Origin of the sequence: Mesorhizobium sp. M0587 (assembly GCF_040320945.1) — a bacterium.
Taxonomy (GTDB): Bacteria; Pseudomonadota; Alphaproteobacteria; order Rhizobiales; family Rhizobiaceae; genus Mesorhizobium.
The window spans coordinates 12,961-32,267 of sequence record NZ_JAMYQP010000033.1; the positions used below are offsets into that span (position 1 = coordinate 12,961).

The 19,307-nt window shown below is 59.6% G+C and carries 14 protein-coding genes; 12 read left to right on the forward strand and 2 right to left on the reverse strand.

Annotated elements, in window-relative coordinates; all coding sequences use genetic code 11:
* Positions 1–56 precede the first annotated feature (56 nt).
* The 12 genes from NKI49_RS24815 (at position 57) to NKI49_RS24870 (ending at position 16,286) form a co-directional block, all read left to right on the forward strand.
* The gene (locus NKI49_RS24815) at positions 57–3,134 is read left to right on the forward strand and encodes a BPTD_3080 family restriction endonuclease (RefSeq protein WP_352605045.1); all 3,078 of its coding nucleotides are present in this window, start codon (positions 57–59) and stop codon (positions 3,132–3,134) included.
* A 2-nt stretch (positions 3,135–3,136) separates the two neighbouring features.
* Complete coding sequence (locus NKI49_RS24820) at positions 3,137–5,047, forward strand: GmrSD restriction endonuclease domain-containing protein (protein ID WP_352605047.1); 1,911 nt, start codon at positions 3,137–3,139, stop codon at positions 5,045–5,047.
* Positions 5,048–5,053: 6 nt separating this feature from the next.
* The gene (locus tag NKI49_RS24825; RefSeq protein WP_352605049.1) at positions 5,054–5,482 is read left to right on the forward strand and encodes a hypothetical protein; all 429 of its coding nucleotides are present in this window, start codon (positions 5,054–5,056) and stop codon (positions 5,480–5,482) included.
* Positions 5,479–6,489 (forward strand): PGN_0703 family putative restriction endonuclease, encoded by a 1,011-nt coding sequence (locus NKI49_RS24830; RefSeq protein ID WP_352605051.1) that lies wholly within the window; start codon positions 5,479–5,481, stop codon positions 6,487–6,489. Before NKI49_RS24825 ends, NKI49_RS24830 begins: the two co-directional genes overlap by 4 nt.
* A 25-nt stretch (positions 6,490–6,514) precedes the next feature.
* Complete coding sequence (locus NKI49_RS24835; RefSeq protein WP_352605053.1) at positions 6,515–7,576, forward strand: COG3904 family protein; 1,062 nt, start codon at positions 6,515–6,517, stop codon at positions 7,574–7,576.
* Positions 7,577–7,684: 108 nt separating this feature from the next.
* A complete protein-coding gene (locus tag NKI49_RS24840; RefSeq protein ID WP_352605055.1) occupies positions 7,685–7,936 on the forward strand; it encodes a hypothetical protein in 252 nt (83 codons plus the stop codon).
* Positions 7,937–8,257: 321 nt separating this feature from the next.
* Positions 8,258–8,395, forward strand: coding sequence for a hypothetical protein (locus tag NKI49_RS24845; protein ID WP_352605057.1), 138 nt, complete (start codon positions 8,258–8,260; stop codon positions 8,393–8,395).
* Positions 8,396–8,416: 21 nt separating this feature from the next.
* Positions 8,417–11,386: a site-specific DNA-methyltransferase gene (locus tag NKI49_RS24850; RefSeq protein ID WP_352605059.1), complete on the forward strand. Its 2,970-nt coding sequence runs from the start codon at positions 8,417–8,419 to the stop codon at positions 11,384–11,386.
* A 1-nt stretch (position 11,387) separates the two neighbouring features.
* Positions 11,388–12,233, forward strand: a complete 846-nt coding sequence (locus NKI49_RS24855; RefSeq protein ID WP_352605060.1) for a hypothetical protein — start codon at positions 11,388–11,390, stop codon at positions 12,231–12,233.
* Between the two features lie 704 nt (positions 12,234–12,937).
* Positions 12,938–15,046: a 3'-5' exonuclease gene (locus tag NKI49_RS24860; RefSeq protein ID WP_352695800.1), complete on the forward strand. Its 2,109-nt coding sequence runs from the start codon at positions 12,938–12,940 to the stop codon at positions 15,044–15,046.
* Positions 15,047–15,324: 278 nt separating this feature from the next.
* A complete protein-coding gene (locus tag NKI49_RS24865; RefSeq protein ID WP_352605064.1) occupies positions 15,325–15,621 on the forward strand; it encodes a hypothetical protein in 297 nt (98 codons plus the stop codon).
* Positions 15,622–15,998: 377 nt separating this feature from the next.
* The gene (locus tag NKI49_RS24870; protein ID WP_352605066.1) at positions 15,999–16,286 is read left to right on the forward strand and encodes a pyocin activator PrtN family protein; all 288 of its coding nucleotides are present in this window, start codon (positions 15,999–16,001) and stop codon (positions 16,284–16,286) included.
* Here the strand turns inward: NKI49_RS24870 and NKI49_RS24875 are convergent.
* Both NKI49_RS24875 and NKI49_RS24880 read right to left on the reverse strand, forming a co-directional pair.
* Entirely contained in the window at positions 16,267–17,376 is a 1,110-nt protein-coding gene (locus NKI49_RS24875; protein ID WP_352605068.1) for a hypothetical protein, read from the reverse strand. The genes NKI49_RS24870 and NKI49_RS24875 overlap by 20 nt on opposite strands.
* 13 nt (positions 17,377–17,389) lie before the next feature.
* Positions 17,390–18,517 (reverse strand): RelA/SpoT domain-containing protein, encoded by a 1,128-nt coding sequence (locus tag NKI49_RS24880; protein WP_352605070.1) that lies wholly within the window; start codon positions 18,515–18,517, stop codon positions 17,390–17,392.
* Positions 18,518–19,307: the final 790 nt, after the last annotated feature.

Consider the following 19,307-nt stretch of genomic DNA (forward strand, 5'->3'; position numbering starts at 1 on the left):
GATAAACGAATTCCATCCCGTACAAGATACGCAAGATTCGCTCTTGGGGGGCGGCCATGACAAAACCTTTTTACGCGGAGCCAATCCTTAATTCTCCATACTTGCCGCCCACGCGGCATCACTCGCTGGGGGATGACGGTCAGCCGCTGGAACATCCGCCGATCGAAGGGCGGAGACGATCGAAATATGTGACGCCGGTGCCGAAGGCGCGGCGCTCGAAGTCGGGTTCGGCGCGAGGCCAGACCTCGCTCGGCTTCGATGCCGAGGAAACCAGCGAAAGCGGCTACAACCCCACACCGATCATCAACGAGATCCGAGGCCACATCGAATCCTGGCGCGCACTGCCGAATCCCAACGACTGGGGCGTGACGCCGGTGACCCAGCGTCTGCTGCAGCATTGGCGGCATCACGAGTTTTCCAACCAGCAGCCGTTCTTCTGCCAGATCGAAGCGGTCGAGACGGCGATCTGGCTGGCGGAGGTTGCCCGCGGGCGCAAGCAATATGCGCACATCTTCCGTCACCTGCAGGAGGCGAACCGCGACGCCAATCCGGAACTGTTTAGGCTCGCGCTGAAGTTGGCGACGGGCGCAGGCAAGACGACGGTCATGGCCATGCTGATCGCCTGGCAGGCGATCAATGCCGCACGGCAGCCGAACTCGTCGCTCTTCTCGCGAGGGTTCCTGCTCGTCGCGCCAGGCATCACCATCAAGGATCGACTGCGCGTGCTGAATCCTTCAGACACGGACAATTACTACCGCACGCGCGAGCTGGTTCCAGCCGAGCTGATGACCGACCTCGGCAAGGCCAAGATCGTCATCACCAACTATCATGCCTTTCAGCGCCGCAAGGCGCACGACCTCAATCCTGTCGGCGAACGGCTGATGCAGGGGCGCACAGGCCAGCCGATCGAGAAGCAGGAAAGCGAAGGCGAAATGCTCGCCCGAGCTTGCGGTGAGCTCCTTCACCTGAAGAACATCGTCGTCATCAACGACGAGGCGCACCATTGCTACCGCGAGCGGCCGGGCACGGACGAGGAGTCAGAGGCGAAGGGCGAGGACAAGGAAGAGGCAAAGAAGAACAACGAGGCCGCGCGGCTTTGGATTTCCGGGCTGGAGGCGCTGAAACGCAAGGTCGGTCTGCGCGCCGTCTATGATCTTTCCGCCACGCCCTTCTTCCTGCGCGGTTCGGGCTACGAGGAAGGCACGTTGTTTCCATGGGTGGTGTCGGACTTCAGCCTCGTCGACGCGATCGAATGCGGCATCGTCAAGCTGCCGCGCGTGCCGGTCTCGGACAACGCTGTCAACGCCGAGGCGCCAGTCTACCGCAATTTGTGGGACCACATCGGCAAGGCTATGCCGAAAAAGGGGGCAGGCAAGTCCGGCGAACTCGACCCGCTTTCGATCCCCGCCCAACTCCAGACCGCGCTGATCTCCCTCTACAGCCACTACAAGACCGAATATGAAGAATGGCAGCGCGTGCCCATTCCAGTGCCGCCGGTCTTCATCGTCGTCTGCAACAACACGGCCAGTTCGAAGCTGGTCTACGAATGGGTCTCCGGATGGCAGCGTGAACGCGAGGGCCAGATGCAGACTATCCACCATGGGCATCTCGATCTGTTCAGCAATTACGACAAAAACACAGGCGAGCCGCTGCTTCGCATGAACACGCTGCTCATCGATTCCCAGCAGATCGAATCCGGCGAGGCGCTGGACCCCGGCTTCCGCGAAATGGCTGCGGGCGAGATTGAGCAGTTCCGCCGCGAGAAGCAGGAGCGCGATGGAGCGGCCGCCGGAAACATTTCCGATAGTGAACTCCTGCGCGAAGTGATGAACACGGTTGGCCAAAAGGGTCGCCTCGGCGAACAGATTCGCTGTGTCGTTTCCGTCTCCATGCTGACCGAAGGCTGGGACGCCAATACCGTCACGCACATTCTCGGCGTCCGCGCCTTCGGAACCCAGCTTCTGTGTGAGCAGGTGATCGGCCGCGGCCTAAGGCGCCAATCCTACGACCTCGGCGACAATACTGATCCCGTTGGAAATCGACTGTTCGATACCGAGTACGCCGACATCCTCGGCATCCCGTTCGACTTTGCGACCGAACCGCAGCAGGTAAAGAAGAACCCGCCCAAGCCCGTCACGCGCGTCGCCGCCGTTCGGGAGCGCGAGCGCCTCGGCATCCGCTTCCCCCGGGTTGCCGGTTATCGGAGCGAACTGCCGCCAGACCGCATCTCCGCAACCTTCACACAGGATTCGACGCTGACGCTGACGCCAGAGCTCGTCGGTCCCTGTGAGACACGCCTGGAAGGACTGGTTGGCGAGGGCCACGACATTTCGCCCGACGCCCTCGACGACATGCGGCCGAACACGGTTGCCGTGCATCTGACCAAGCGGCTGGTCGAGCGCTATTTCCGTGATGGTGATCAGGACCCGCCCTACCACCTCTACAATCTCATCCAGCCGATTACCCGGCGCTGGATCCAGAACCATCTAAGAACCACTGGCGGCACCAAAATCGGCATGCTGACCTATGCCGAGATGGCCGAAAAGGCGGCCGGCCTTGTCTACAAGGCGATCGTACGCGAGGCGAGCGCTGATGGTTCGCCGATCGTCAAGGCTATGCTCGACCCCTACAATCCGCACGGCTCGACGAACCACGTGGCCTTCAACACGACCAAGACGAATCTCTGGACGACGTCGCCCCTGAAGAGCCACATCAACTATGTCGTCTGCGACAGCGACTGGGAGGCGGAGTTCGCCCGCGTAGCCGAGAGCCATGCGTCGACGCTCTCCTATGTGAAGAACCAGGCGCTGGGCTTTGAGGTGCCGTATCTCAGTGGCTCCGTCACTCGCCGCTATCTGCCCGATTTCATCGTCCAGATCGATGATGGGCATGGCGTCGACGACCCACTTAATCTCGTGGTCGAGATCAAAGGGTTTCGCGGTCTCGACGAGCAGTTGAAGGCCCAGACCATGGAAACGCTGTGGGTGCCGGGTGTAAACAATCTCAAGACGTTCGGCCGCTGGGCGTTCGCCGAGTTCCGCGACGCCTTCGCAATCCAGGAGGAATACAATCGGCTCATGGCGAAACTGACACAAGCACGTCCAGTACAAGCATTCGCGATGGAGACGCATTAATTATGGCCGGATCGACATTCCAGACGAATCCTTTCGACCTCAACAAGCTTCTCGAGGACTGCCACCGCGGTAGCATGCAGTTGCCTGACTTTCAGCGGAGCTGGGTCTGGGACGAGGATAGGATCAAGAGCCTGATCGCATCGATTTCGCGCGCGTTTCCGGTTGGCGCGCTGATGACACTCGACACGGGTGGGAAAGTCGATTTCAAGCCGCGCCCAGTCGAAGGCGCCCCGTCTTCTGCGAAAGCAGCTTCTCCACTATCCCTTCTGCTCGACGGCCAGCAACGCATGACCTCGTTGTATCAGGTGACTCTTCGCGACCAGGTCGTGGAAACGGTGACGCTGAAAAAGAAGAAGGTGAGACGCTGGTTCTATATCGACGTTCGCAAAGCGCTCGACCCGTCAACGGATCGGGAGGAAGCCATCATTGGCGTTCCGGAAGATCGAATCGTCCGCAGCAATTTCGGACGCGAACAGACGCTCGATCTATCATCGCCAGAGAAGGAGTATGCCGCGCTTATGTATCCCATCACCAAGGTGTTCGATTGGGACCGCTGGCAGGATGGATTCGACAAGCATTGGCGCGGCGACGAAAACGAACGTGTCCGTGAGGAATTCCGTGATTTCAAACGTGAGGTTCTCGAGAATTTCAAATACTACCGCGTTCCAGTAATCGCGCTGGATCGTTCCACTTCGAAGGAAGCGGTCTGCGTGGTTTTCGAGAAGGTCAACACCGGCGGCAAGCCGCTCGACGCCTTCGAACTTGTCACAGCCATGTACGCTGCCGACGGACACGAGCTGCGCAAGGACTGGTATGGCGATGGCCACGCCAGTGCTGGGCGCCACAGACGGTTCGCATCGGCGCTACGCCTTTCGGACGCGGAAAAGGGAATCCTGGCCGGAGTCGGCAACACCGATTTCCTGCAAGTTGTTTCTCTGTTTCATACTCGCGAGAAGCGCAGGCAGGCGGAGGTCGAGGGCAAGCAAGGCAAGGAGCTGCCCCAGGTTACAGGCAACCGTCAAGCACTGCTCAATCTGCCACTCACAGCCTACAAGAAGTATCAGGCCCAAGCCGAGAGTGGCTTTCTGACTGCTGCCAAATTCCTGCAGATGCAACATATCTACCGAATCTACGACTTGCCCTACCAGTCGCAGATCATCCCGCTGGCAGCAATTCTCGCGGATATTGGAGATGCCTGGGAGCACGAGGCGGTCCGGGCGAAGCTGGTTCAGTGGTACTGGAACGGCGTCTTCGGCGAGCTTTATGGTTCGGCTGTCGACACACGCATTGCGAAGGATTTCATGGAAGTTCCCGCCTGGATCGCGGGGAAGTCGCCGCCGACGACTGTGAGTGAAACTATCTTCCGCGCCGACCGGCTCAAAACGATGCGCATGCGTCTGTCAGCAGCATACAAGGGCGTGAATGCGCTCTTGATGAAGGAGGGAGCGCAAGATTTCCGTTCCGGCCAGGGTTTTGGGCACACCGTCTTCTTCGGCGAGAATGTGGACATCCATCACATCTTCCCGCAGGCATGGTGCCGAACGAAGGGATTGAAGCCGGAGGTCTATGACTCCATCATCAACAAGACGCCGCTCTCCTACCGCACGAACCGTATCATCGGAGGAGAAGCCCCCTCCTCCTATCTGGCAAAGCTCCAAAACGGGAACGCTTCGACGCCGGCGATCAATGGCTTGAACCTCGACGCGTATCTCGAATCCCACTTGATCGACCCGTCCCTGCTCCGAGCCGACGCGTTCGACTCCTTCATGGCCGACCGCCAGAAGCGCCTTCTCGCCTTGATCGAAAGCGCAATGGGGAAAGAAGCCTACAAGGGCGACGTTCCCGAGGAAGGTGAGGACGACGAGCGCGACGACGACGGCATCGAAGCCGAGATGACCATCGCGGCGGAGTGAGGGGCAATGGTTTACAACGACCTCAAGACAGATGTGATCAAGCGCTTTTGGCTGCATATGTTCGGCCGTCACAAGGGTGAGATGCTGTATGGGAAGGCACAGCCAGTCGGCGCGCGCTGGCACGCCATGCCGGAACTGGGTCTGGCAATCAGCATCACCACTGGCATCGACTTCGTCCGCGTCTTCGTCCGCACGATGGAAGGCGGGAAAGCGTCGAAGCTGCGCGAGCGCCTGACACACTGGCAGGACGAGCTGCTTCCAGAACTTGGCGCTCCGTTGAAAAGCCCAGGCGAGAGCGACAGGTTCTTCTCAAGCAGGCTTGATCTCGACATGAACGACGAAGGCAATTGGGACGCCGCGGCCGATTTCCTGTGGGACACCTCACAGCGCTATGAAAAGGCCCTGCGCGAAACTCTGGGTGGGACCGAAGCATGACCGACCCGCGCGAGCCCCACTTCGTGACACAGGAACGCGCCTGTCAATCGACTTTCTTTGAAGCTCATCTTCCCGGCGAAGGCGGCTTCGAGGGCAGTGCCTATCGCCTTGCTCCTGCGAACCGCCTTTCGAACCTCAACCCCGAGATTCGCGACATCGCCGCCCGCTATTTCTCTGACAACGCCATCGCCTGGCATCAGCATGCGGCTCACGGCCTCTCGTCACAGGTTTGCTGCCTGAATTTCCTGATGCCTCTCGCGACGCGTCCGGAGATGTTGGCGCGTCTCGTCCAGAGCGCGCTTGGTGGCGACCTGCCGGAAATGCTCGAGGTCGATAAAGGACCGGACGGCGAACCCTGGTTCGTCGGCTTCGAATGGATCGGCCGTAAGGATTACCTCAACGAATGGCCTCGAACCGGATCGCCAAAACGCGGCGCCAATGTCACAAGCGCAGATGCCATTTTGCGCTTTCGGTGGGGAGGTCGGGTTGAGACCTTGCTGATCGAGTGGAAGTACACCGAATCCTACGGTGCTCCGCCCGAACCGAAGCGCGAAACGGAACGTCTTCGCCGATACCAGAACATTGCCTTCGCGCCGTTCGGCCCTGTCCGCAGCGATGCCGGCCTCAAACTCACCGACCTGTTCTGGGAACCGTTCTATCAGCTTTTCCGTCAGCAAATGCTGGCGTCTCGCATGCAAGCCACCCAAGAGGACGGCGCGGAGCGTGTCCGGGTGCTTCACATCGCTCCCGCAGCAAACAGACGACTGACTCGTGTCACCTCACCCGCAATGCGTCCGCTTGGCGATAACGCCTTCAAGATTTACCGCTCGCTGCTGATCGAACCCGACAACTTCATCAGCCGCTCGACTGAATCCCTTTTTTTGCCGCTTATCGCCGATGGGCCGACAGACGACGTCTGGGCGAAATATCTCTCCAGCCGCTACGCCTTCCTGGCCGACCCGGCCAGCTCCTCCACAAATGCTGGATGTGAGATCGTACCTCACTAGGCCTAACAGCGAATGCGAGTTCAAGATGAACAATATCCTCCCCATGTTGTTTGCAGCGCTCGTAGCTTTGATTGCGCCCCATGCGGAGGCGATCGAGATTTCCATGGAGAGGGGCAATGCCACGTCGAAGATCCTTGTTACCGGCCTCATCGGGCATGGCGACGCCGAGCGGTTCAAGGCCTACTGGGAGAAGAACGCCTACGACTCGTGGAATTTCATTGTGTCGCTGGACAGCCCGGGCGGAAACCTTATGGACGGAATCGAAATCGGGCGTTTCCTCCGCAAAGTCGGAGCGGACACAGAAGTGCGACGCTATTCACCCGCCGTTCCGGGCCGCTATTCAGAAGAACTGCCTGGCGCAGAATGCTATTCAGCTTGCGCGCTTGCGTTCATGGGCGGTGTCCAACGTGACGTTCCGGAGAGCGGGACGATTGGCTTCCATCAGTTCTATGGTGGCGGCGACTCTTCGGCCGATGAGGCAATGGAGCTTACCCAGCATATCTCGGCACTGATTGCAGGCTATCTCCGTGACATGGGAGCAAAGCCAGAGCTGTTCGAACTCCTGTCGGGAACCTCGCCGGACAAGATGTTCGTTCCGACACGCGATGAAATCGCGGCACTGAACATCGTTCCACAGCTTGGTTTTCACGACTTCCGGCTCATGCCGAAAGATGGCCTGATCGTTGCTACCGCAACGGACGAACGAAATCCGGGTCCGCTTGAGAAGGTCTACGAAATCGAAACGCTTTGCTGGAAGCAGTTACCGATCATCAATCGTTACGCCGCCAGCGATGGACAAGGACTGAAGCCAGAAATGGCATCTTCCTCGACCACCCACATAGACGGCTTCAGGATCGACACTGACTTCGGAAACTTCGAATATGGCAGTGACCGGATAAAGCTTTATCCGGAAGCAAGGCTGTTGGCCTCTCTCATCCTTGATCCCAATGTAGCTCGTGCTGTCGGGAGCGGTAACGCGATGGTGGTAGTAAACAGCTATACGGCCTCCGGCGTGCTGATGGGAGGTCGCATCATCGCACCGGGCGGCGATGCAGCTATCATGGCAAGCTTTCGAGGTTGCCTATGATGCATGGTCAGTAAGCGCGTCCGGTGCTTCCTCCGGCAAAAGAAGCTGACGGACTACAGGATCCTAACCATGATATCACTAGGTTGGTTCTGGTAATGGAGCATGGCTATGGATTGGAATGATGAGTTCAAAAGTAGTTTTAGCTGTAAGGCGATCATATGGGGATTAATGCCCCCGCATGCGATGTTGTTGATCAACACCGACGATATACCTTCTTTGCCAGAAATTGGAGCGTTCTTTACCAAAGAGATTCCTGAAGTTTCAAGCGTGCGAATAGTCACCCAAAGCGACAAGTTTGTTCATTTTTTCAAACCGTCGCGCCACGAAAACTGGCGCATTTCAAAATCCAGCGACAACTAGGACATGGTTTGCACCTGCACAGGGCCCCAAGGCTCGTTGGTGGCGGTTGCTACCTAATGGCGCATAAATACCAACTTCGACATTGACGGGACTGGTGATCTAAATATTCAGATGGACCACATGGGGGGGGAATATGGCAAACTACAAGGACGGCGTGATCCGTGACGGCTCATCCATCGGTTCCGGCACCGCGCTGGGTAAGAATGGGATCATCCGCAAGGGATCGTCGCCTGGATCCGGCGCGGCGCTGGGCAATGTCAAGGACGGCGTGATCCGGACCGGCTCATCGCGAGGCGCAGGAACGGCAACATCAAGGATGGCGTGGTCAGAAATGGGTCGAGCAAGGGAAGCGGCTCGATCATTCGCAAAGTCACGGACTTCACCATCAAGGGCATCGAGCGTGAGCGCGACGACGAGATCGTTGCCGTCTATCACTTCCTCATAAAGAAATTTCTCTGACGACCTTGATTGGACTGCCCTATGGCAAAGACGCCGACGCAGAAGAATATCGACGCGCTTACCCACGATCAGGCGCGGCGGATCAACAATCCGACCGCCGAAATGGCCTCGCTGTTCGAGCAGCAGGAAGAGATCCTGGGCAGCGTGGATCATTCCATTTCGCTAGCGCGCGCGCGGCCGCTGGCGGCAGGCACCACGCGCGAACGCGACGGCGACCTCGACCCACAGATTGTCTGGAACGGCGTGAAGATCAGGATCACCAAGGACCAGATGCGCAAGCTTGCCGAGACCGGTGAGATCGAGATTGGCGACGCCCAACTCGTCTGGAAAGGCAAGGATTCGCAGGACTGGTCCGACCTCGTCGTCAACGCGCCGCCAATCTATCGGCAGGAAGCGATTCACCCGAGGCACGTGATAGACGATCTGCGGCGCAGGTCCGACAAGGCGCGTGAAGAGAAGACCGACGAACCAAGCTTCTTTTCCGATTTCAACGGCATCACCGATGCGGAAGCGCGCGCGGAGTTCTACCAACATTCGCAGCACTGGACGAACCGTTTTGTCCTCGGCGATTCCTTGCAGGTGATGGCGAGCCTGGCCGAGCGCGAGGCGATGCGGGGCAAGGTGCAGTGCATCTATTTCGACCCGCCCTACGGCATTAGGTTCAACTCGAATTGGCAGGTTTCGACCCAATCGCGCGACGTCAAGGACGGCAAGAAGGAGGACGTTTCCCGCGAGCCGGAACAGGTGAAGGCGTTCCGCGACACCTGGAAGGACGGCATCCACTCCTACCTCACCTATTTGCGCGACCGGCTCATGGTCGCGCGGGAATTGCTGACGGAGAGTGGGAGCATCTTCTTGCAAATCGGAGATGAAAACGTCCACCTGGTTCGGGCGCTGATGGACGAGGTCTTTGGAGAGGAGAACTTCGTCGCACTAATCACCGTGGAGAAGACGAGTGCCCAAACCGCAGAGCTTCTCTCCTCAAGTACGGATTATGTCATTTACTATGCGAGGAGTCGTCGCGCTGCAAAATTCCGGCAGCCACTGGAGGAAAAGCAACCCACCGCCAGCATGATGGGGGAGTACGCCTCCTATCAGGACGACAAGCTGGAAAGGGTTTCCATACCCCGTGCAACGACGCAGGCCGAATGGCGTGTCTTAAATGATCAGTTCCGGATTTTCGCCAAGGACAATACGACCTCCAACCGCCCTCCCGGCTCCTTTCCTGTACACTTTCAAGGCAAGCCTTACACACCCGGAAATGGATATTGGAAGACAGGTGAATTGGGCTTTTCGCGACTTCTCAAAGCGAGCCGTCTAGAGCCGCGTGGTTCAGGGCTGCGCTATGTCCGGTTCTTCAAAGACTATCCTGTGTTCCCAGTGAACAACGTTTGGGACGACGTTAAGTTTTCGAGCCGCAGAGAGGATAAAACTTACGTTGTACAATCCTCGGAACTTTTGATCCAACGCTGCATCCTGATGACCACCGATCCGGGCGATCTCGTGCTCGACCCGACCTGCGGCTCCGGTACAACGGCGACCGTTGCCGAGCAATGGGGCCGGCGCTGGATCACCATCGACACAAGCCGAGTGGCGCTAGCGCTCGCCCGAACAAGGCTGATGTCGGCCCGTTATCCCTTTTATTTTCTCGCCGACAGCCCCGAAGGCCACGCGCAGGAACAGAAGGTATCGGGAAAAATCCAGACGCAAGCGCCAATGTCCCGCGATATCCGCCAGGGATTCATCTACGAGCGCGCGCCGCACATCACGCTCAAATCCATCGCCAACAACGCCGAGATCGACGTGATCTGGGAACGTTGGCAGGGTGTGCTGGAGCCGCTGCGGCAGGAGCTAAACGAGAAGCTCGCTTCAGGATTCGAGGAGTGGCAAATCCCGCGTGATCTCGACCAGTGGCTGGACGGCAAGGAAGGCGCCACCAAGTCCGGGCTGGTCAGCGCCCGCGTGCGCGACCTCCACAAGGGTTGGTGGGAAGGCCGCATCGCGCGCCAGAGGGAGATCGATGCCTCGATTGCCCGCGCCGCCGATGTCGAGATGCTCTACGACCGCCCCTATGAGGACAAGTCGAAGGTGCGCGTCGCCGGACCGTTCACGGTCGAGAGCCTGTCGCCGCACCGCGTTGTCACCGCGCGCGACGACACGCTGGCCAGCGAAATCCGCGCCGGAGAAGGTGGCATGCAACCCGACCCGAAAAACGTGCCGGAGATCGACTTCGGCCAGATGGTGCTCGACCATCTGCGCAGCGCCGGGGTGCATCAACAGGAGAAACGCGACACGATCCATTTCAATTCGGTCGAACCCTGGCCGGGCAATTTCCTTGCCGCGGAAGGCCGCTACAATGACGGGGACGGCCGGGAAAAACGCGCAGGAATCCTGATCGGTCCGGAATTCGGCACGCTGACGCGTAGCCAGATCACGGCCGCCGCCCGCGAGGCTTCCGATGCCCGCTTCGACGCGTTGATCGCCTGCGCCTTCAACTTCGAAGCCCAGGCAAGTGACCTGAACAGGCTCGGTCCGCTGGCCGTCCTGAAGGCGCGCATGAATCCCGACCTGCACATGGCTGAGGATTTGAAGAACACGGGCAAGGGCAACCTCTTCGTCGTCTTCGGCGAGCCGGATGTCGACCTGATCGAAACGGCGCAGGGCGAATTGCGGGTGAAGGTCAACGGCGTCGACATATTCGATCCCTCGACGGGCGAGATCCGCTCCGACGACGTGAAGGGCATCGCTGCCTGGTTCATCGACACCGACTACAACGAGGAGAGCTTCTTCGTCCGCCACGCCTATTTCCTCGGCGCCAACGATCCCTACAAATCGCTGAAGACGGCACTGAAGGCCGAGATCGACGAGGAAGCCTGGCAAACACTCTATTCCGACATCTCCCGACCGTTTCAGAGGCCGAGCACGGGCAGGATCGCGGTCAAGGTGATCAATCATTTCGGCGATGAAGTGCTGAAGGTGTTTGGGGTGTGATATGGGCAAGTTCTCTCTTCCGAAACCGCTCAACCACACTCAAAGGGTGTTCGCAGAACTTTGTACCAAAGGCGGTGGCATCAAGGGTGGTCCCGCTCGCACTCGGGTTCAGGAGCTGCTTAAGGATAGCGGTCAACAGCTAAATAAGCTGGCAAAGGAAGAAATAGATCAGGCGCTAGATGTCTGCTCAGACCGCAACCCGTGGCACGTTTGTTTTGCGGTCGGAGTAGCCTGGGGTCATTTGGCCATGTTGAACGACGATTACCTAGTCGCTGCAGTCAACTGTCTCGAAAACCTCAACGACGAAGATCTCAAGATCGCCAGAGCCTACCACTATGAACGAGGCGCGCTGCCCGTTGAGCAATCCCTCAAGGGCGGCTATCAGATCTTCTCCACTATTGCATTCCCCGACACCCTGCCGTCCAGCCTCAAAGGGATGCGATCGGCACAGGAGCGCTGGCTCGGTCGTATCCTCTCAAAGGACCGCCCCAAATACATTGGGAGTTGGAATGCAACGGCCATGTTCATGGTAGCGCTCATGTCCAACGACGCATTGAAGAGTGCGATGACGACCGCCGAAGTCATGCTTCCGCCGGGAGGCCCGATCCATTTGGCGCTTACGATGTTGCATCAGACACACATTCTGTCGAGAAAGCCCGAGGGGAGTGAGCTCGATGACGAGTCCTTCGAACCCGGGGCTATTCACGCGAACACCGGCCTGATGGAGGATCTAGCCAAAGGCTGCGCCGGGTGGGACCTTCTGGATGTACACAGTGGCCTATACCTCCTCGGCACCCGCTATCCGGACTCTGACAAGTGGCTGACGGAAGGGCTCCTCCGCGCATGATGTCGGGCCGTATTGGAGAAAAGCTTCGCGCTGCTCTGTCGAGACGTCAGGACGATGAGAACGAGCAGTCCGTTCCCCTCGGTGCCTCCCTGGCATCGCCAAGTACGTCAACATTCAGGCATCGTGATAGCGTTTGGGCGATGCTAATGCTCTCGGATCGATCTGAAGGCGAGCTACGAAGTTTTTTCGGCGATACGCTTAAAATCAGGCGCAATAAAATCATCAGGCGGATGCACCTAACAGTTTATCATTCGCGACGGTATCTTGCTGGATTACAAGATATCGAAGAATCTTGCGACATCGAGGTCTCGTCCTCCGAGTTGAGATTGATGGTAATGGCACCTGGTGGCGAGAATCCCCGGCCAGAATTTGATCCAAACGGTTTGCCCGTCGGCTTGCGGGTGCGACGCGCTGGTGGCGCGACGAAACCCATCGAAGAGGTCCGAGCACGATTTTACAGGTTCGAAACACCCGAAGTGCTCGGCGTGCGAGAGCCGAGCAACCGGATGCGCAATGCATTCGGGGCGCGGCATTTCCAACCACATATAACGGTTGTTCGCCCGGGCAACGGCATAGGAGCAGATCTAACAAGTCCCGGAAGACTCCTCAGGCAGGAGATCGACCGGCTGAGATTTGACCGCCTTGTGGTCCGGGTTCGGCGCGCCGAATACGAACCCGATGACAGCAGCGCGCGATAGACCGCAATGCCCACTATCCTCGCCGACAGCTTCACCGCCGCTCTCGCAAAACTCGCCAATGACGAGCAGAAGCAGGCGAAGCTGACGGCATTCGATCTGCAGGCGAATCCCGATCAGCCTGGGCTGCAGTTTCACCGTATCGACAAGTCCAAGGATCCAAATTTCTGGTCGGTCCGGGTTTCCCGCGACATCCGCATCATCGTGCACAAGGCGGGCGGAAGCCTGATGCTCGCCTATGTCGGCCATCACGATGACGCCTACTCCTGGGCGGTACGGCGGCGCATCGAGGCACACCCGACGACTGGTGCAATGCAGATCGTCGAGGTGCGGGAACTGGTCGAGGAGATCGCGCTGCCGGCGACGACCGCGTTCAAACAGGCCGACCTGCCGTTCGATGTCGCCCCTACAGAAGAGGAGCCGCCTGTTTCAGCCGCACCGATCTTCGCGAAACTGGCGCAGGACGACCTGCTCTCTGTCGGCGTTCCCACGGACTGGCTTTCCGACGTCGCCGAGGCGACCGAAGATTCCTTCTTCGCGCTTGCTGCCCGTCTGCCGCAAGAGGCGGCGGAGGCACTACTCGAATACGCCGCGACTGGAACCTTGAAGCCTGCAGCGGCGCCCGTCGAAGACCCGATGGCGCATCCGGACACGATGCGCCGCTTCCGCGTTCTCGAAGGGCTCCAGGAACTGCAGGCCGCCCTCGACGCGCCGTTCGAGAGGTGGGCGGTTTTCCTGCACCCTCTCCAGCGCGGCGTCGTCGAGCACGACTATTCCGGCCCAGCGCGCGTCGCCGGATCGGCCGGCACGGGCAAGACGGTCGTCGCGCTTCACCGAGTAATGCGGATTCTTCGCCTCGATCCAGATGCTCGCCTGCTCTTGACCACCTTCTCCGATCCGCTGGCAGCTGCGCTCCAGCGTAAGCTGGCGGTGCTCTCCGGCGGCCGCGCCGAAATTGACGACCGCGTCACCGTCGCATCCTTCCGCAGGATCGCAGAGGAACTGTTTGCGCTAACTACCGGGCGCAAGGCGCATATTGCGAAGCGCGATACAGTACGCGGGATGATCGAAAAAGCGGCGGACGATGCGGGAGTGCGAGACTTTTCCGCTCGGTTCCTGATCTCCGAATGGGAGAACGTTATCGACGCCTGGCGGATCGATAGTGCCGATGCCTACGCCGCGGTGCCGCGCATGGGTCGCAAGAACCGCCTGGGTCGGAAGCAACGCAACGCGCTGTGGCAGGTCTTCTCCCGCATCCGTGATGCCCTCGGGCAGCAGGCGCTATTCACTCCAGCTTCGCTGTTCGCCGCCGTGACCGAGACCTATTCCGCGAGAACCGAACAACCCTTCACCCACATTGTCGTCGACGAAGCACAGGATCTCGGCGTGCCGGAACTACGCTTCCTCGCGGCTATCGCACCCGACAAGCCTGACGCGCTCTTCTTTGCCGGCGACATCGGCCAGCGGATCTTCCAGCAGCCGTTTTCTTGGAAAGGCCTGGGAATCGACTTGCGCGGCCGCTCATCCACGTTGAAGGTCAACTACCGCACATCGCATCAGATCCGAGCGATGGCCGATCGGCTCATCCCGAAGACGATCCGCGATATCGATGGGTTCGAGGAAGACCGCCGGGGCACGGTATCCGTCTTCGAAGGGCTGGAGCCGACGGTCGTCATCGCCAATGATCAAGATTCAGAGCGGAAGGCGGCTACCGCCTTCATCCGCGAGGCGCTCGAAGACGGCATGACGGCGGATCAGATCGCTATTTTCGTCCGTTCGGCCGCCGAGCTTCCGCGCGCTCGTGCCATCGCCGAGGCTGCAGCGTTGCCGTACCGGACGATCTCCTCCGGAAAACCTGGCGAAGACGCAGCGGCGCTGGTCGGGACCATGCACATGGCCAAGGGAATGGAGTTCCGGGCCGTCCTTGTAGTTGCCTGCGACGAAGGTATTCTGCCACTCGCTGCCCGGGTGGCGGACGTGGCCGACGAGTTCGAACTCGACGAGGTCATCGCCACGGAACGGCAGCTTCTCTATGTCGCCGCCACCAGGGGTCGGGACAGGCTGTTCGTCTCTGGAATCGCGCCTGGATCGGAATTTCTTGAGGACATGACGGTCTAATTTCCGGCCCTTGCATTCGAAACCGAATCATCAGACGCTGTGAACCAGCCGCCGCACGTGGGTTTTTGACTTTCGCGCAAGCGGTGGGAGCGCCACCCCAAAGTTATGCACAGCTTTGATCCTTCCGATCTGGAAGGTTTCGATCCTTGCACGATTTCGAGCGAGTCCTTTTCGCATTGGACTCTTAGCTATGTCTCCAATTTTGCCGACAGTGAACAAAAGAGAACAATAGAACCAAGAGCCCTTGACCAACAGGAATATGTTCCTCATTTCAGGGTATGCCCGAGACCTACGCGCCGAAGGACCGCGACTTTCCGCTATCCAAGCTGAACGACACGATGCGCTTGGTGCGCGTGCGATGCCGGTACTGCAAGCGGCTGCACAATTATGCGCCTTCCGATCTCATCCAGATCTTCGGCGACGTCGACTCCCTCGCTTTCCGGATCAAGTGCGAGAACGGCAATGACCATGGCAGGCTCGAGGTCGAGGCCTTTGTGCCGACCGGCGTGAAGCGGTCGGCTTGCGCATCGACGCCTCGTGGCAATCAAGATCAACCGCGTGCCGATCTGACGTGAGGATCCGGCGTAGGCCGGCCATCCACATGTTCCGAGTTCAATCCTTCGTTCGGCTGACGTCGATTCCGCCGGCGAAAATCCAAGGACTGAAATCTTCAGGCAAGCGTTCGCGACCGCCAGGGACATGTGAGCATTCTGTAAGAAACAAGGTTTAAGTTCTTGATCGCGGCGTCGTTTTCACTTGCGCGACCCCTTCGTGCCGGCTATTTCACTGTCCATCGACGTCCTGAGCCTATCGCGAATGCGGTCTGGTTAGTGGGGCTGTCAACCTCCCGGCATGCCGGGGCCGCTGCGGCGGCACAGGGCGCTCGACGCTCAAAGGTTTCACAGACAGCATCTTACGAGAGCAGTCCTTCTGGGCTGCGACAGGACCCGTCATGAACGCCGCAGCGCGCCTCAGTACCCAATTCTTGTTGATGGCCCAATACGGCGCCGTCGCGATCATTCCCGTCGAGCAGGTTTGCCGGGACTACTTCAGCCACCTGACCCCGGAGAAGTTCCTGCGGAAGGTCGGCGCCGGCGACATCGCCATTCCTGTCGTCAAGCTTGAAGGCTCGCAGAAGGCTGCCCGCGGCGTGCACATCCAGCACCTGGCCGACTACATCGACGCGCTGAAGGAAGCTGCCTACGAGGACTGCAGGAAGCTCAACGGCCGGATCGGGTGATCCCCCCTGCTCCGGTCTCCGGCCAGGGGAAATCGAACCGCCCCACGTAGTAGGTGTCGTGCAGGTAATTGAGATCGCTCTCCCAATCAGCCACGGCGTACTCCATGAGTATGCCCCGCCTCTTGGCGTTTCTGGTAAGCGCGGCGATCGTGTAGGCCATCTTCCTTAAACGGCCGTCGGTGCCTGGCGCAGCCCATTCGAGGCTGGTTGGAGCATCGAGAACCTCCACCATGAAAAGCCGTGCCAGCGTCCTGCGTCTGGCAGTCTCTGGCTCTCCCCGCGTGCGTCCTACCCTGTACCCTGTCTCCGCCAGAACGCCGAACGCATCGGCCTCGAAACTCAATTGGCCCTTGCCGCTCTCGGCCACCGTCGTTGGCCACCGGAAGTATCCACCGCCGGGCAGCGGGGATGACGCATTTGGTCGCCTCCGCTCTCTTTCGTTTTCGATGGCTGTCAGAACCTCCTTCGCGGCCAGCCGTAACTCCTCCTTGGGGTGCGACAGCTTATCCTGAGCGTTGGTCCAGACGATGTGCAGCTTGTCGAGCGGCATATCGTGGAAATTAGCTGCTGCCTTCGCGGCCCTCCTCGTCGCCCTCTGTCCCGGGGTAGGCCTTCCATCGGCCAGTCGCTTGGCTTCTTCGATGCGATCTTCCAGCGACCTCACGGCGGGTGTCTTCGTGACGTCCCGCTGCTGGGGCTGCTGTGGGGTGATGACCGGCTTCTTTGGCGTTGGCTTCGTCTTCCCTTTTATGCGTTTGATCTTGGGCTCAATCTCTGCCGACAGCTTCCGGATGGCCTTGGGAGTGAGTTCTCGCAAGAAATCGAAACCGTCATCGGTGATGATGAGCGGGCCCTTCTTCCCGTCCCGGACGACCAATCCGGAGCGATGCAGGTAGGCCATGGCCGCATCTGCCTTTGCCCTGAAAGTGCAGTTCGTCCCTGGCGGGTTCGCCACATCCAGCATGTCCCGGGGAAAGCCATGCATCTCGGCTACAGCCGGGATCAGGGTCTTCGAGAATGGTCGATCGCTCGTCATCAGCAAGATGTCTGGGAGCAGCTCTGCGGCGCGAGGAATTTTTTCGGCCATCATCAAACCTGCTCCTTCAGCGCCGAGGTTCGATCCACCGGGTGTATCGCCTGAAGAGCGCGCCGAAGTCAGGCTTCTCGACTTCCTGCGGCCGAACGACGTCCTGCGGCGCCACGGTGTATTCGATGCCCGGCCTTCCGTTGCATGCCAGCTGGAGGTTCCGGATGAACAGGCTGACGTCGCCGAAGTAGTTGGGGTAGGTCGAGACCAGCTTGTCGATCTTGTCGACTTCGACGAGGACGACCGACTCCTGGCTCTCGCCTGCCTCGATCGCCCTCTCGGCGAGACCCAGCGCGCTGGTGGCGGCGAACATGTCGCCGTACGTCTCGATCTTGACCGTGTGGTCGGGCCTGTAGCGCAGGAGGTAATAATGGCCGCGGTCGTAGGTGAAGTTCTCGGCGAAGTGCGTGGCCGCCTTGATGTTCTCGAGCATGCTCACCGCGCCCAGCCGGGTGTTCAGGTCCTTCAGCTCCCGAAGGCGCTCCGCGCGGTCGGGCACGCCCTCCGGGAGCGGACGGCGCTCGACGTGCGCGAACTCGGCGGAGGATAGCGCGAACAGGCGCAGCCAGTTCGCGTCTCCCTTGTGATGCTTCAGGTCCTGGTTCCTGTAGAGGCTGACAGCCTCGATCGCGGTCGCCCACGAGTGCTGAAGCCGGGTCCTCACCTGCAGTTCGATACGCCGTCCTGCGTAGGACTCGTCTCCCCTCTGGCCAGGCTTGAACTCGAGCGAGAAGTGGTGGCTGCGGTAGCCATCTTCCTTCGGGGTTTCGATGTAGTCCCACTCCCGGCGGATCGCGTGCGGGAAGCGCTCGCGGACGCGGTCCACGAGCCTGTTCACGCCGTCGATGTCGTTGAGGATCGCCCTGCACCCTCCGAGGTCCTGCATCTGGTCGAGCCTGATGGTGGTCTCCGCCAGCTTCCGCCGGATAGAGGACATGCGCTTGGGTCGGGAGGCCATGTCCCCCGTTATCGAGGCCTGCCGCATGTGGCTGCGCACCGACGCGCGGACGCTGCGCATGGGGAGGATGTGCGAGTCCCGAAAGGAGTTGGCGACGGTGAAGATGTCGACGGCCTCGGCGAGGTTGTGGCCGTCGAAATGGACCTTGCCCGCCAGCCTGACCCCGGCCGCACGGACGTCCTTCATGCAGTATTCCAGCCGGGGGTAAACGGACATCGCGCGAATCACCAAGCCTCCAACCCGCCATTTTGGATGCAGCCCGGCCCGGCTGTCTACCCCAGCGGAAGGTTGTCCACGGGGCCGCATACGGGTGGAAGGCTTGTTGATCTCGTCGCCGGCGACAACGCTTTCCTTGGGACAACAGGAGGCGGCACATGGGGCGCTCAGAAGCTGCGGAGTTCCACGAACTCCAAGGAAAGACCAGCAGTATGACCATGCTCACAATACCGCACCGGGAGAATGGTACCGGATCGAGTTCAACTACAGCATGCTGGAAGAATCCGTGGTCAATCAGATTGCGCGGTTCGAGGTGGAGGGGCAGTGGTGACCGAAGATCCGTCCCTCCTGCCATGCCCCTTCGACGGCCAGCCCGCCCGCCTTGAGCGGAAGGGCGACCATCATGGGGACTACTTCACCCTCGGCTGCTCGAACGAGGGTTGCCCAGCGCACTGGCTGTTTTATACAAGCCCGGGGAGGCTGCCGCCGTTGCCGCATGGAACACCAGAGCGGCGTGATAAAATGCTACGGATATGCTACGGAGGTTTTGTAGCACCGCTGAAATCCTTGCAACGCAAGGCACGCAGCCTCTAGTCCGTCCAGTCCATCATAGGCGCCACGGCCACTCTATGACCTTGTTTTTTCAGCATTTTTTCTTTAACATCAAATCGTTAGAACCTGGCATGATCAAGTTCGTCGCAAAGGTCGCTACGTCAGCGAGACCTTCCTGCGCTGAGACGACGCTGGGCAACCGAAACCG